Below are 13,659 nucleotides of genomic sequence, written 5' to 3' on the forward strand. Positions count from 1 at the left end.
GGAGTTTCACGATATGGCTACTACCACCATCACTCAGGTGCCACCAGGCGTCCAGGCGTTTTATGACCGCAACCTGCTGGCCCGCGCGCAGCCGGCCGAAGTGCACGGCCGCTACGGCCAAAAGCGCCCGATCGCCACCCGCAACGGCAACCAAATCAAGTTCCGCCGCTACTCGCAGCTGGCCGTGGCCTCGACGCCGCTGACCGAGGGCGTCACGCCCGCCGGTTCCAGCCTGGCCGTGACCGACCTGACCGCTACGCTGGCCCAGTACGGCGACTTCATCACCCTGTCCGACATGGTCTCGATGACCAACCAGGACGCGGTGGTGACCGAAGCGACCGACGTGCTGGGCGACCAGGCAGGCACCACTATCGACCAGGCGCGCCGCGACGTGATGGTGGCCGGCACCAACGTGGCCTATGCCAACGGCGTGGCCTCGCGCGTCACCGTTGCTGTCAAGATTTCGGCATCCGACCTGGACAAGGCCATCCGCTACCTGAAGGTGCAGAACGCCAAGTTCATCAAGGAAGGCGTGATGCCGACCGACAAGGTGGGCACGGGCTCGGTGCGCAAGGCCTTCATCGCCCTGGTGCACCCCGACGTCGAATTCGACCTGGAACAGATCGCCGGCTACCGCTCGGTGTCCGACTACGGCAGCCAGGAAGGCGTGCTGGAAGATGAGATCGGCGCGTACAAGAACATCCGCTTCATCTCGTCGACCAACTGCAAGATTTTCGCCGGCGCCGGCGCGGCTGGCACGGCGCTGTACAAGAACAACGGCACCAACTTCGACGTCTACGTGACGCTGATCCTGGCCGACAACTCGTACGGCGTCTGCCCACTGTCGGGTAATGCCATGTCGACCTACGTCAAGGCGCTGGGCTCGGCCGGTACCGCCGACCCGCTGGAGCAGCGCTCGACCGTGGGCTGGAAGGCGACCACCACCACCAAGATCCTGAACGACAGCTGGATGATCCGCCTGGAATCGGCCGCGTCGTTGTAATACCCGGCTGCAGCGCCGCTGCAACCAGTCCCACCCCAGAATGCCCGCTATCGAGAGCGGGCATTTTTTATGGAGCAATGCCATGTCCACCATCGAAAAAGAGAAACCGGCCCTGGCGCCGAAAATGTTCAAGGTCACCATCTACAGCGGCGAGGACGCCACCGACAAGGGCGACGTGCCGCTGGTGCACAACTTCAAGCAGATCCTGATCCAGCGCGACAAGGAAGTGACCATTTCCGAAGCGTATGTGGAATGCCTGAAGCACGCCGTGGTTGACACCACCATCAAGGCCGAAGACGGTACCGAGCGTCAGGTGCGCATTCCCCGCTTCGCCTTCAGCGCTTCGCCTGCATAATGTCCACCACCTGGACCCTGACGGCGCAGGACGTCATTACCGACGCCCTGCAGATCGTCGGCGTGATCGGCGCCGGCCAGACGGCAGCGGCCGATGACTACAGCGTGTGCATGAACGCGCTGCAGAACATCATCAAGGAACTGCCGATCCACGGCCTGTCCTGGCCGAAGATCACGTCGGCGCCGACGGCCCTGACTTGGAACCCGGCCACGCCGGCGCAAGTGGCCATGCCAGCCGACTATTTCGGCGTGCCGGTGGTGACCTGCGCGCTTGACGGCGCCAAGGCCGATCTGTTGGTGATCGCGAAGGCGGCCTATGATGCTATCTGCCAGCGTGACGATGTGGCGCACCGCCCGCAGCGCATCTATATCGCGCCAAATGGCATTGGCTACCTGTGGCCGGTACCCGCCACCGATCCAGTACTGTCGCTGACCTACCAAGCCATCGGCATCGATGCCGCCCTGGGCAGCACGCCAGACGTTGCGCAGTCCTGGATGGGCCTGCTAGGCCTGTGGGTGGCGAACGACGTATCGATCAAGTTCGGTGTGAACATTACCGACCGCCAGGATATCGAGCGCCGCTTTCTAGGTCGCCGCACGCTGGCCCTGGCCTACGCCACCGAAAGCGCGCCGATCAGCTTTGGAGTGCGCGGCTGATGGCGCGCGTGCTGCTGACGTCCGCGTCGTACACCGCGCGCTCGCTGCTGGCCAATGCCCAGCGCTGCGTGAACATGTACCCGGAAACGAACGTGCCAGACGCCACCGCGCCCACCACGTTCTACGGCACGCCAGGGCGCAAGCTGTGGTCGACCGTGCCTGGCAGCGGCGGCGTGCGCTGTCTGTACCAGACCAGCAACGGCGACCTGTACGCCGCGCGCGGCGGCGAATTGTACCGCTACACCGCCAGCGCCTGGACGCGCATGGCGGGCCTGGGCTCGACCAGTGGCCAGGTCAGCGCGGCCGACAACGGCATATCCGCCGTGTTCGTCGACGGCACCACCACCGCGCCTACCGTCAACCTGACCAGTCTGGTGGTGGGCGCGATGAGTGGCGCCGGCTGGTACGGTGCCAACTACGTGGAAGTGCTGAATGGCTTCCTGATCTTCAACAAGCCCGGCACGCAGCAGTTCTATATCACCGGCGCGCTCGACCTGACGCTTGACGCGCTCGACTTCGCCAGCGCCGAGTCGGTCCCGGACGTGCTGCTGCGCCAGATCAAGGACCACAACGAGATCTGGTTCTTCGGCACCGAGTCGATCGAGGTTTTCGGCGCCGCCGCCGCCACCTTCCCGTTCGAGCGCATCAGCGGTGCGACGATGGAAATGGGCTGCGCTGCGGCCAATTCGGTCTGCAAGATGGATAACTCGCTGTTCTGGCTGGGCAGCGACGAGCGCGGTGACGGCATGGTGTGGCGCGCCAACGGCTACCAGCCTGGCCGCATCAGCACGCACGCGCTGGAAGAAGAAATGCGCAAATACGGTCGTATCGACGATGCCCAGGCTTATAGCTACCAGCAAGGCGGCCACAGTTTCTATGTGCTGAGCTTCCCGACCGCCAAAACGACCTGGGCGTTCGATTCGGCCACCGGCCTGTGGCATGAGCGCGCCTACCGCGACGAGCGCAACCAGCTGGACCGCGTGCGCGACAACTGCCACGTGCTCTACAAGCGCAAGCACCTGGTGGGCGACTGGGAGAACGGCAATATCTACGAGCTCGACCTGGACACCTACACCGACAACGGCGCGCCGATCCGTCGCATCAAGAGCTTCCAGCACCTGACTACCAGCGGCGTGCGCCAGTTCTTCAGCAAGCTGACGCTCGACATGGAAGCCGGCGTGGCCAGCGATGACGAGCCGGATCCGAAAATATGGATGCGCTGGTCCGACGATGGCGGCAACAGCTGGTCGTCTACGCTGACCAAGTCGCTGGGCAAGGTGGGCGAATACCGCAACAAGCCCGATTTCAACCGGCTGGGCAGTGGTCGCGATCGCGTGTTCGAAGTGTCGACCACCACCAACGCCAAGATCGTGCTGCAAGGCGCGTTCCTCGACCTGAAGGCAGGTACGTCATGAGTCAGCATCCACCGATGCATAAAGAGGTTTTCAATTTGATGTGCGATGAACTGCTCTATACGGGCATGTCGCGCGCAGTGTGGACCAGCAATCTCATGCCGGATTGCGTTTTGAAGGTCGAAGAGCGCGCCGGCGTCTTTCAAAACGTCGTCGAGTGGGAGACGTGGCAGAGGGTGAAGGATACGCCCTTGCGCCGCTGGTTTGCCGAATGCGTGGCGATCAGCCCAAATGGATCGGTGCTGGTAATGCGCCGCACCAGGCCTGCCAGCGACAAAGATTACCCTGAAATGATGCCTATCTTCTTGTGCGATTTCAAGCGGAGAAACTATGGCATGGCGGGCAAGCAATTGGTATGCCACGACTATGGTACCAACCAGCTGTTCGAGTACGGCATGTCCAAGCGGCTTGTCAAGGCCAACTGGAGCGACAACGCATGAGCATCGTCCGCCTGAACGAGGCCGCGCTGTACGCGTTGGGCATGGACCGCGTCACGGTCAACGCACTGACCCATTTCATTCGCCAGGTCGGCGCCGAGGAAGGTGGCCACACGCTGCCGCAGGTAGCCGACCAGGCCGATGAGATGGAACTGGCTATGGGCAGCATGCAGCTGCCCAGCATGCCGATGGACCCGACCGATTGGCAAGCACCGGCGCCGGCAGCGCCTCAGGCGCAGGACGACCAAGCGCCGCTGGCCATCATGGCCGCCCTGGTCGAATCGCTACAAACCGAAGTGCGCAGCCTGGCCGAGCAGCTGGCCGTGGCGCGCGCCGAGATCAACGAAGTCAAACAAGGACCCTTGCCATGAGCGTCACCGCAAAAACCCTAATTCCCTCGAAGCAGGCCGAGGCCACGCAAACCACGCAATACACCGCGCCACTGGCCACCCGCACCATCATCGATAAATTCACCGCCACCAACATCAGCGCCGCGGCGGCCACGCTGTCGGTCAACCTAGTAACGGCGGCCGATGCTGCCGGGAACCAGAACCTAATCGTGAAGACCAAAGCGTTGGCAGTTGGCGAGACCTACACGTTCCCAGAGATCGTCGGCCATATCCTCGACGCCGACGGCTTTATCAGCACGCTGCCGAACGCAGCTGCAGCGATCACAATCCGCGCTTCCGGCCGCGAGGTGACCTGATGCCGCATGTCGAGGAAAAGTACCCGGTGGCCGTGCCGAACTATCGCCCGCTTGACCTCTACGCAGGCGGACGCCAGCCGCTTGACCTGATCGCCCTCGATGCCGCTGGCGAGATCGTGTTCCAGATCGACCCTGATCCGCTGGTGGTGCGGGCCCAGATCACGGCGCTGAAGGATCAGCTGCTGTCGCAACCGGGGCAGCATGTCGAGATGCCGGTCGAGCATATCGTTCTGGACGGCTTCTACACGCGCAAGCTGTTCATCAAGAAGGGCACGATCCTAGTGGGTAAGATCCACCGCAAGGCCTGCGTCAACATCGTGGCCATGGGCGATATCTCAGTTATGACCGAAACCGGCTATCAGCGCGTGCGCGCTGGCCATACGCAAACCTCGCCCGCCGGCCTGCAAAAGGTTGGATACGCGCACGAGGATACTATTTTTATTAACGTTTTCCGCACCGACCAGACGGACATCACCCTGATCGAGGCGGAAATCGCCTGCGAAAGCCATGAGCAGCTGGCCGGTGCTTTTATTGACAAGCGGGAGGCATTATGTCCGTAGCATGGGTAGGGGCCGGCATTGCGGCGGTTGGAGTGGCTTCCAACATCTCTTCTGCAAACAAGGCGGCCAAGGCGCAAACCTCAGCGGCCAATCAGGCCAATGACACGCAATGGGCAATGTACAACCAGTCGCGCGACGACAACAAGCCGTTCTACGACGCCGGCGTGACGGCTCTCAACAAGTTGGCCGCCATGCCGAACTTTACCGGTGCCGATTTGCAGAACGAGCCGGGCTACCAGTTCGGCCTGACCGAAGGCATGAAGGGCGTGACCAACAGCGCGGCGGCGCGCGGCGGCCTCCTGTCGGGCGCCGCACTGAAGGCGGCCAGCCAGTACAACAACGATTACGCCAGCACCAAGTACGGCGAGGCTTTCAACCGCGACGCCACCGAAAGGAACCGGCTGGCGTCGATTGCCGGCATCGGCCAGACAGCATCGAACGTGAATACTTCATCCGGGCTAAATACGGCCTCTGGTGTGGCACAGAACCAACTTGCCGCCGGCAACGCGCGCGCCTCGGGCTACGTGGCCGGCGGAAACGCGCTGACCAATGGCCTGAGTCAGGGCCTGAACTGGTACAACCAGAACAGCTTGCTCAACGGCAGCCGCAGCAGCGGCGTTTCTGAAGGCGCCACAAACCAGACGGATAATTTCAACTACTACGGCACCGGCTACTCGCCGTGATGAAGGAGCGATAAAACATGGCACTTGACCCCAGCATCATCCTGCAGGGCCGCAGCGTGCAGCTCGACAACCCGATCGACACGCAGAATAAGCTGGCCCAGCTGCAGCAGGTGCGCAACCAGAACCGCCTTGCCGATATCAGCTTCGCCGATAACCAACGCGAGCGCGCCGGCGAAAATTCACTTTCGCAGCTGTTGGCCGATGGCAAGAGCGGCGAAGACGTCGTTCGCGGCCTGGCCGCCCAGGGATACGGCAAGAGCGGCCTGGCCTATGGCAAGCAGTTTCAGGAGCGCCAGAAGGCCACGGCCGATATCAGTAAGGTCCAGGCCGACACGCTGCACCTTGGCGCACAGACGTCTGAAACACAGGCTAAGGTTATGAACTTGGCGGCGCAGCAGCACAAAGACGCCATCGGCTTAGTCAATGACCGCGAGACGGCCGCCGGCTGGCTACAATCGATGTACAACGATCCGCGTCTGAAAGACATCGTGGGGGCATCCGGCACGACGATCGACCAGGCGATCGCGCGCATCCCGAGCGATGCAGCAGGCTTGGAAAAGTGGAAGATGCAGGCGGCGCTGGGTGGTGACAAGCTGATCGAGATGACCACGCCTGACGCGAATGCCCGTTTGTCCGCCAAAACAGCCAAGTATTCCGCCGACAGCAGCGCACACACGGCACGCGAACGGCTGGTCTTCGACAGGAGCAAGGAAGAAGGCAATGCACCTTCCGACCTTTCCGAGTCATCGGTCGATGCTATCGGGCAAGGCCGCATGAAGGCGCCGACCGGCTACGCGCTTCGCAATCCGAAGATTGCCAACCTGATGGACCGGGTGAACGCGAAATACCCTAATTTCGACGCGACAGAATACGACGCGAAGCAAAAGGCGATGCGTGATTTCTCCACCGGCACACCTGGCAATTCGATTCGCTCCTTTTCGACCGCAACCGACCACTTGTCGCAACTGGATCAATTGGTCGATGCACTGGGTAACGGCAATGTACCGCTGGCCAACAAGATATCCAACCTTGTGGCGCAAAACACCGGCAGCACGGCGCCGACGAATTTTGATGCTGTAAAAGGCATCGTCGCGAAAGAGGTGCTGAAATCGATTGTGGCCGGCGGCGGCGGGGTGGAAGAGCGGCAGGAGCTGTCGCACTTGCTTGACAACGCCAAAACCACTAAGCAGCTGAAGGGTGTGATCGTAGGCTATCTGCATCTGATGTCCGCACAAAAAGACAATCTGGAACAGCAGTACGAATTGTCGACCGGTCGCAAGGATGCGAAAACCCGCTTTAATTACAAGAAGGAAGCCGCCGCTGCTCCCAACCCTGTAGCACCACCCGCCGGCAGCGCGCCATCTGACATCGATGCATTGCTCAAGAAATATGGAGGAAAATGATGGCTACTCGCGACGAGCTGTACATCGCGCTGCGCAATGCCGACAAAGCTGGCGACGCCGAAGGCGCCAAGAAACTGGCGGCTTACATTCAGGCCATGCCGGCAGATAAGCCGGCACCTACAGCAGCGCCTGTCGACAGCGATGGTGGCGGCATTGTCGACGGCGCTATCACCCTTGCTGGCGGCCTGGGCAAGGGTGTTGGCGGCCTGGCGCTGGGTGCGCAGCGCGGCCTAGGCAAGTGGTACGAGTTCCTCGGCGATGCAGTCGGCGGCACCGCGCCATCGATGTCCGACCAGGTGGCTGGGAACAAACCAAAAAAATCGGCCCTGAGCCGCGCCGGCACCTGGCTGGTGAATGACGCCGATGCCGGCCGCGCCAAAATGACGGAGGAACTCGCACCCTACAAGGAACGCAATCCGCTTCTAGCGGCCACTGGCGAGGTGGGGGGCGAAATCCTCGCGACACTTCCCTTGGGCGGCGCCGCGCTTAAAGGCGTCAACTCACTGGCAAAGGCGACGGGCGCCACTGGCGCTGGGACGAAGTTCATCGGCTGGACGCTGCGTGCGGCGCAGGCGGCCGGGGTCGGCGCTGCATATGGTGGCGTACTTGGTGCAACACACTCGAATGCGGATACCATCGGCGGCACACTCGCGGATAGCGCAAAAGGTGCAGCCACCAGCGCTGCCTTTGGCGGCATTGCCTCGCCCGTCACTGGCATGCTGGGCGCCGTCGCCGGTAACGTCAAGCAGCGCGTATCAGAAACAGCTGCTGCCGAGTACGCGCGCCAAAAAATCGCACAAGCCTTCGCGCGCGACGCGACTGGCGACTTATTTACCAGCGGGGCGATCAATCCCGTGCTGCAGATCGCCAAGCGTTTCAACCGCCTGGGCGATAATACCGCCGTGCTGGCCGACGCTGGCGGCCGCAATTCATCCGCATTGCTCGACGTGCTAGCCACCTTGCCAGGGCGCACCAAGCAGGCCGTGGCGAACCTGCAGCATCAGCGCACTGCCACGTCCGGCGCGCGCCTGCGGGCCGATGCTGAAAGCGCGCTCGACACGCAGGGCCAGCGTATGGAATCGACAATTGCTGCCTTGACCAAGCGCCGCAGCGCGGACGCAACACCGCTGTACTCGCAGCTACGCCAGGTGGAAGTGGTGCCATCGAGTAACCTGCAAGAGATCGTCAAGGCGGCCGACCAACTAAAAGCCGTAAAAATGGCTCGAGATATTGCCACCGCCGCTCAGCAGCCTTTTTCCCTCGATGTTGCGGCGCCAGCGGTCAATGGCCTGACCAATCAGGTCAGTAAGTGGAAGATGGGAGACCTCGACCATATTAAACAGGGCCTGGACGATCTGCTGAAATCTTCATCCGCCCTGAAAAGCGATGGCACTGTAACCTCCTTTGGCCGAGAGGTTACCAACCTGCGCACCAAGCTGGTGAACGAACTAGACAAGGTCACAACCGATACAAAGACTGGCCAATCGCTGTACCAGGCGGCTCGTAACGCTTACTCAAAACCCTCGGATTTGATGGATGCAGCCAAGGCCGGCGAGAAAGCAATTCAGCAAAAGGGCGGCGCCATCAGGGCGGTGGTGCGCGATATGAGCGAAGGGGAGCAGCAAGCCTTCCGTATTGGCGCCTTCGAGGGACTACGCGACAAGTTGGGATCGCAGTCCGGGCAGACCGAAATAATGAACATGTGGAAAAACCCGTCGATGCAGGAAAAGCTGCGCGTCATTTTCGGCAGCGACCGGGCCTACCGTGAGTTCGCTGCTGATGTGGCACGTGAAGGGCAAATGAAGGGCATCCAGCGGATCGGCCAGGGCTCGCAGACCGCTGAGCGCCAGTCAGGCATGGGCGACCTGGACTTGTCGGCGATGAACGACGCCGCCCATGCGCTCGGCTCGGCCAAGGGCGGCAATCTGCTCAGTGCCGTTGGCTCAGCCAAAAATGCATGGAACCGTGTGGCCACGCCAGAGCGCGTACGCGACCAGATGGGCCGGATCATGCTAATGCGCGGTCCTGAAGCCGAGCAGCAGATGAACTCCCTGGTCAATCTGGTGCAGCGCATCAACGATAAAAACTTGCAACTGTCGACGCGCGTCGGCGCCCTTGGCGGCGTCAGTGGCGCGCAGGCGGCCAATAAGCTGTTTGCGCCGCCGGTACCAGTGCTGCAAACACCGTAGCACCCCGCAACCCCACCAGCCATTACAATCGCCGTTCAATTGATGACGGAGGTTGTAATGAGCGATTCAGGCCCAGCAAACAAAGCGCGCCGCAACATGCTTGCCGCCGCCCTGGCCGCCGGCGTAACGGCACCGGCGATGGCCAGGCTCAATCCCACCAACTCGTCAGGAACCATCATGGCAGGAAGCCTATTACCGCAGCCCAAGCAGCTGTTTCAGGATGCAAACTGGAACCCGCTCATCGGCGGCAAGATTTACACGTACGCGGCCGGCACGCTGACGCCGAAGACCACGTACCAGGATACGGCACTGACCATCGCCAATACCAATCCAACCGTGGCAAACGCCCGTGGTGAGGTGCTGATGTATGGCGCCGGCGCGTATCGGGTCATTTTGAAGGATGCAGCAGGCAACACAATCTACGATGTCGACAATGTCGAGAGCTCGCAGTCGATTGTGGATTCGTTGCGGCAGGATCTCGATCACACGAACGGCGCTTCCATGATTGGATCGAGCAACGGCAAAACTGTGCAGGAGCAGCTCGATTTCCTCTACTACGGTATCGTCAATGTGTGCGATCCGAAGTACGCCGGCGGCGCTGACCCGACCGGCGCCGCCGACTCGACGGCGGCATGGAAGGCAGCGGCGGCCGATCTTACCACCGGGAAAACGTTCTATGTGCCCTTTGGCAACTCCTATAAAATCACCGATACGATTGAGTTTTTCAACAAGCCGCGCTGCACCTTCCAGTTCAACGGCCAGTACATCGATGCCAGCGGTTTTACCCAGGCAAAAAATGCCCTGCACTTCAAGGGCATTTCGCAGTCGCGCATTGATGATATTTTCTTGATCGGCAATACCACCTTTGTGCAGGCGGGGGTGTCGTTTGACGCCGATGCTGCGAACATTTCAATCCACTGCAATATCGGCAAGATTTACGTGGCCAACTGCAATGTCGGCATCCTGATCGGCTCCGACCTGGGCCATCAGCTCGATGACTGGTATGTGCAGGACCTCTACGCATCGGACTGCGTGCGCGGCATCGTTGTTACCGGCGAGAATACGCTGGCCATGGCCTTCGGGCGGGTGGCCGCGTATCACAACAGTTCGATTGGTGTGCATATCGAGCAGGGCAGCGGCACCATCCAGAGCCTGCAGGTGGCCGATGCGCCGGTGAACATTTATTTCGGCCAGACCGACGGCAAGAACCACAAAAAACTTAATCGCTGGGACATTACCGCCGGCTATTCCGAAGAGGGCCAGCCGGGCGAGGTATTCATTGCGTCAGCAGCGTGCTCTGACACTTCTCCATTTCGGGAGCAGATCGTCATTTCCGGCTTTCGCTGCACCCCATTTACCGTTACCAGCATCCAGGACTTCGTGCGTTGGCGCTTGAACGGCGACTTGATTTTCAAGAATTCGACGTTCACGTGCGGGACCCAGCTACCGCACTTTTCGCTGGACCAGAACCATGCTTACCGCGCGCCGCGGCTGACGGTCGACGACTGTGTTTTCGACATCAATCCGCCAGGCTTGCCCGACCTGGCACTGTCTTACTCCACCACGACCGATAGTCAGGTGGTCGACATCATCAATACGCGCGTCAATAACGCCGCCTCAGCCTGGAACAACAACGGCGCAGCAGGATATGGCACCATCAAGCGCGGCATTGACACCTCGAAAATCCGGGAATTTGAGCGATCGCTGCTCAATGTCGGCGGCCTGTTGGGTGGGTGGAACCTGCGCGACATCCCGTCGAGCAATGGCAGGAATCTGGTGCTGGGTGGTGCCCCCTTGATCAGTTCCGCGACGCTCGAGCGGCGCGACCTGTGGATGGACGACGGCCTGCTGGGCGTGCTGCAAAACGCCACCACCATGAAGACCTTTACGGCTACCTCAGCCGCTTACACGGCGCCGGCTGAGGCCACCTTCGGCTGTTTCTTGCGTGCTACTACGGTCGGCTCCGTAGAGGAAAGCAAGACCAACTTTGGCGGCGAGCTTGGCATGCGCATTGCCGTCTATGACTCTGGCGGCGGTGCGGGCGTCTGCATTGTTGGTGGCGCGAATGCCTTTGTTCCCGTGGCGAGCCCCTACGATGCGCAACTGGTGATCGGCCGCTACGTGTCGGCCGTGTCGATCAAGGTCGATATCGTCAATTTGCGCACCGGCCTTATCCAGACCGGCGTCACCGTGGCCGGCGTGCCCGCCAATGGCGCGCTGACGTGGGACACCATCGTGCGGTTCCGCAGCTCGAACACCACGCGCGGCTTTCCATTCGTCTACAGCCGGGCAATTTCCGATAACGAAACGCGGCAATTGCTGCAGGCGGCGCTGATGCTCACCGATGCCTGGCGTCTTACCTGATCCACCACCAACCCGCTTCGGCGGGTTTTTCTTTTTTACCACCTGAAAGGCATTCATGGCCATCGAAACAACCGCCGCTGGCGGTGCACTGATCAAAATTTTCGGCATCCCGGTTCTCGCCGGCGCTGCCGCAACCTCACTGGGATTCATGTTTATGTGGCCAAAGACTAAAAAGGAGGCGTTCGCGCGCTTCTTCGTGACGATCATTTCTTCCATCGTGCTGGGCCCGGCGCTGGTGGTGGCCGTGCGCTCCTGGTGGCCATCGCTATTCGAAAACGCCAAGGAGGTGGCGGTGCTGTATGACAGCGAGCCAGCACTCGGCTTCCTGTTTATCGCTGCGCCGCTGATGGTGGCGGCTGGGCTGCCCGCATGGTGGGTGTTGGGCGCCTGCGTGCGTTGGCTCGACAAGCGCAAGGACAAGGACATCGGCGAGCTGGTCCACGATGCCGCAGTGATCGTGCGCGACGTGCGAGGTGGACAATGAGCGCCGTCACGCTGGCCCAGCTGCAGGCCATCATGCCGCTGGCGCGCGCCAGGGCCGTGACGTTCCTGCCTGCGCTGAATGCGGCCATGGCTGAGTTCGGCATCAACACGCCGGCGCGCCAGGCGTCGTTCCTGGCCCAGCTGGCGCACGAATCCGGCCAGCTGGTGTATGTACGCGAGCTGGCCAGCGGCGCGGCCTACGAGGGCCGCAAGGATCTGGGCAACGTGCAGCCTGGCGACGGCGCGCGATTCCGTGGGCGTGGCCTGATCCAGGTGACCGGGCGCAGCAACTATGCCGCCTGCGGCAAAGCGCTGGGCCTCGACCTGCTGGCCAAGCCTGATCTGCTCGAGCAGACGGCCAACGCTTGCCGCTCGGCCGGCTGGTTCTGGCAGTCGCGCGGCTTGAATGCACTGGCTGATGCTGGCGACCAGGTGGCGGTGACGCGGCGTGTCAACGGCGGCACCAATGGCCTGGCCGAGCGCCTGGCGTATTTCAAGACGGCGCAGCGAGTGCTGGCGTGAGCGCTGTCACGGCCTTGGCCGGCGCCGCCGTCAGCGGCATCTGGAAATTAGCGACCGTCGTGCTGGCCGCCGTGCTGCTGGTGGCGACCGGCGCCGCCGGCACTGGCTGGTGGGTAGCGGCCGGCGACCGCGATGTGGCACGCGCCGCCCTGGTGGTAGAGCGGGGCGCCAGCGCTGCGCTGCGCGCATCGATCGCCGAGCAGAACCTGGCCATCGACGGCATGGCCAAGGCGACGCTGCTGGCCATGCAGCGCGGCGAGGCAGCGCAGGCCGCCGCAGCAGCCGCCGGCAGAAAGTACAGTGCGGCGCAGGCGCAGCTGGCCGGTGTGCGCGCCACGACCTGCGCCGAGGCCATGCCGGCCGTCAGGCAGATGCTGGAAGGCGTGCGATGAAAAACGGCAAAACTTGCGATAAATCGAAATTTCGAAATCTCGCAATTTCATTTGCCGTGCTGCTGGCCGGCTGCGCCAGCGCGCCACCGGCGCCCGTGCGCGTCGAAATTCCCGTCTTTACACCATGTGTAAAGGTGCAAATACCGCGACCAGACTATGAGTTCGACAAACTGACGCCGTCAACATTGGATGGCGAGATCGTCCTGGCACTAGCGCGGGACTGGCTGCGTGGCCGGAAATATGAAGAGGGTCTGCGGGCGATTATTGCCGGTTGCAGTTAGTCAAGTTCGATAATTTTGCGGAACATGCATAGAATTGCGGAACAAAACAAAACGGCCCTCAAGTATGAGAGCCGCATGTTTAGTGGTGCCGGGAGCCGGAATCGAACCGGCACGCTGTTTCCAGCGCGGGATTTTGAGTCCCGTGCGTCTACCTATTCCGCCATCCCGGCAACGCGAGACGCATTATCACTGATTTGTCACAATCCGGCAAGT

Annotated in this window: 16 protein-coding genes and 1 tRNA gene; 16 read left to right on the top strand and 1 reads right to left on the bottom strand. The window is 61.7% G+C overall.

What is annotated here, in order from left to right; translation table 11 throughout:
* The first annotated feature begins 13 nt into the window (after positions 1–13).
* The 16 genes from BXA07_RS04720 to BXA07_RS04795 all read left to right on the top strand — a co-directional run bounded on the left by BXA07_RS04720 (position 14) and on the right by BXA07_RS04795 (position 13,446).
* Complete coding sequence (locus tag BXA07_RS04720) at positions 14–1,003, top strand: N4-gp56 family major capsid protein (protein WP_076566104.1); 990 nt, start codon at positions 14–16, stop codon at positions 1,001–1,003.
* 82 nt (positions 1,004–1,085) lie between these two features.
* Complete coding sequence (locus BXA07_RS04725; RefSeq protein WP_076566106.1) at positions 1,086–1,358, top strand: hypothetical protein; 273 nt, start codon at positions 1,086–1,088, stop codon at positions 1,356–1,358.
* Positions 1,358–2,014: a hypothetical protein gene (locus tag BXA07_RS04730; RefSeq protein ID WP_076566108.1), complete on the top strand. Its 657-nt coding sequence runs from the start codon at positions 1,358–1,360 to the stop codon at positions 2,012–2,014. Before BXA07_RS04725 ends, BXA07_RS04730 begins: the two co-directional genes overlap by 1 nt.
* Complete coding sequence (locus tag BXA07_RS04735) at positions 2,014–3,429, top strand: packaged DNA stabilization protein (RefSeq protein WP_076566110.1); 1,416 nt, start codon at positions 2,014–2,016, stop codon at positions 3,427–3,429. Before BXA07_RS04730 ends, BXA07_RS04735 begins: the two co-directional genes overlap by 1 nt.
* Complete coding sequence (locus tag BXA07_RS04740; protein ID WP_139335429.1) at positions 3,426–3,866, top strand: hypothetical protein; 441 nt, start codon at positions 3,426–3,428, stop codon at positions 3,864–3,866. Before BXA07_RS04735 ends, BXA07_RS04740 begins: the two co-directional genes overlap by 4 nt.
* Positions 3,863–4,234, top strand: coding sequence for a hypothetical protein (locus tag BXA07_RS04745; protein ID WP_076566114.1), 372 nt, complete (start codon positions 3,863–3,865; stop codon positions 4,232–4,234). Before BXA07_RS04740 ends, BXA07_RS04745 begins: the two co-directional genes overlap by 4 nt.
* Positions 4,231–4,569, top strand: a complete 339-nt coding sequence (locus BXA07_RS04750; RefSeq protein WP_076566116.1) for a hypothetical protein — start codon at positions 4,231–4,233, stop codon at positions 4,567–4,569. Before BXA07_RS04745 ends, BXA07_RS04750 begins: the two co-directional genes overlap by 4 nt.
* Positions 4,569–5,129: a hypothetical protein gene (locus BXA07_RS04755; RefSeq protein WP_076566118.1), complete on the top strand. Its 561-nt coding sequence runs from the start codon at positions 4,569–4,571 to the stop codon at positions 5,127–5,129. The genes BXA07_RS04750 and BXA07_RS04755 overlap by 1 nt, the downstream gene beginning before the upstream one ends.
* Positions 5,120–5,812, top strand: a complete 693-nt coding sequence (locus BXA07_RS04760; RefSeq protein WP_076566120.1) for a hypothetical protein — start codon at positions 5,120–5,122, stop codon at positions 5,810–5,812. Before BXA07_RS04755 ends, BXA07_RS04760 begins: the two co-directional genes overlap by 10 nt.
* A gap of 17 nt (positions 5,813–5,829) precedes the next feature.
* On the top strand, positions 5,830–7,215 hold the full coding sequence (locus BXA07_RS04765; RefSeq protein WP_076566122.1) for a hypothetical protein: 1,386 nt from the start codon (positions 5,830–5,832) through the stop codon (positions 7,213–7,215).
* The gene (locus BXA07_RS04770) at positions 7,212–9,404 is read left to right on the top strand and encodes a hypothetical protein (RefSeq protein WP_139335430.1); all 2,193 of its coding nucleotides are present in this window, start codon (positions 7,212–7,214) and stop codon (positions 9,402–9,404) included. Before BXA07_RS04765 ends, BXA07_RS04770 begins: the two co-directional genes overlap by 4 nt.
* Positions 9,405–9,461: 57 nt before the next feature.
* Positions 9,462–11,768: a hypothetical protein gene (locus BXA07_RS04775; RefSeq protein WP_139335431.1), complete on the top strand. Its 2,307-nt coding sequence runs from the start codon at positions 9,462–9,464 to the stop codon at positions 11,766–11,768.
* Between the two features lie 55 nt (positions 11,769–11,823).
* Positions 11,824–12,252, top strand: coding sequence for a hypothetical protein (locus tag BXA07_RS04780; protein WP_076566128.1), 429 nt, complete (start codon positions 11,824–11,826; stop codon positions 12,250–12,252).
* The gene (locus BXA07_RS04785) at positions 12,249–12,773 is read left to right on the top strand and encodes a glycoside hydrolase family 19 protein (RefSeq protein ID WP_076566130.1); all 525 of its coding nucleotides are present in this window, start codon (positions 12,249–12,251) and stop codon (positions 12,771–12,773) included. Before BXA07_RS04780 ends, BXA07_RS04785 begins: the two co-directional genes overlap by 4 nt.
* On the top strand, positions 12,770–13,165 hold the full coding sequence (locus BXA07_RS04790; RefSeq protein ID WP_076566132.1) for a hypothetical protein: 396 nt from the start codon (positions 12,770–12,772) through the stop codon (positions 13,163–13,165). Before BXA07_RS04785 ends, BXA07_RS04790 begins: the two co-directional genes overlap by 4 nt.
* Positions 13,162–13,446: a hypothetical protein gene (locus tag BXA07_RS04795; protein WP_076566134.1), complete on the top strand. Its 285-nt coding sequence runs from the start codon at positions 13,162–13,164 to the stop codon at positions 13,444–13,446. The genes BXA07_RS04790 and BXA07_RS04795 overlap by 4 nt, the downstream gene beginning before the upstream one ends.
* Before the next feature lie 83 nt (positions 13,447–13,529).
* Here the strand turns inward: BXA07_RS04795 and BXA07_RS04800 are convergent.
* Positions 13,530–13,616: transfer RNA gene (locus tag BXA07_RS04800), tRNA-Leu, on the bottom strand.
* Positions 13,617–13,659: the final 43 nt, after the last annotated feature.

Origin of the sequence: Janthinobacterium sp. TND4EL3 (assembly GCF_900156175.1) — a bacterium.
GTDB lineage: Bacteria > Pseudomonadota > Gammaproteobacteria > Burkholderiales > Burkholderiaceae_D > Janthinobacterium.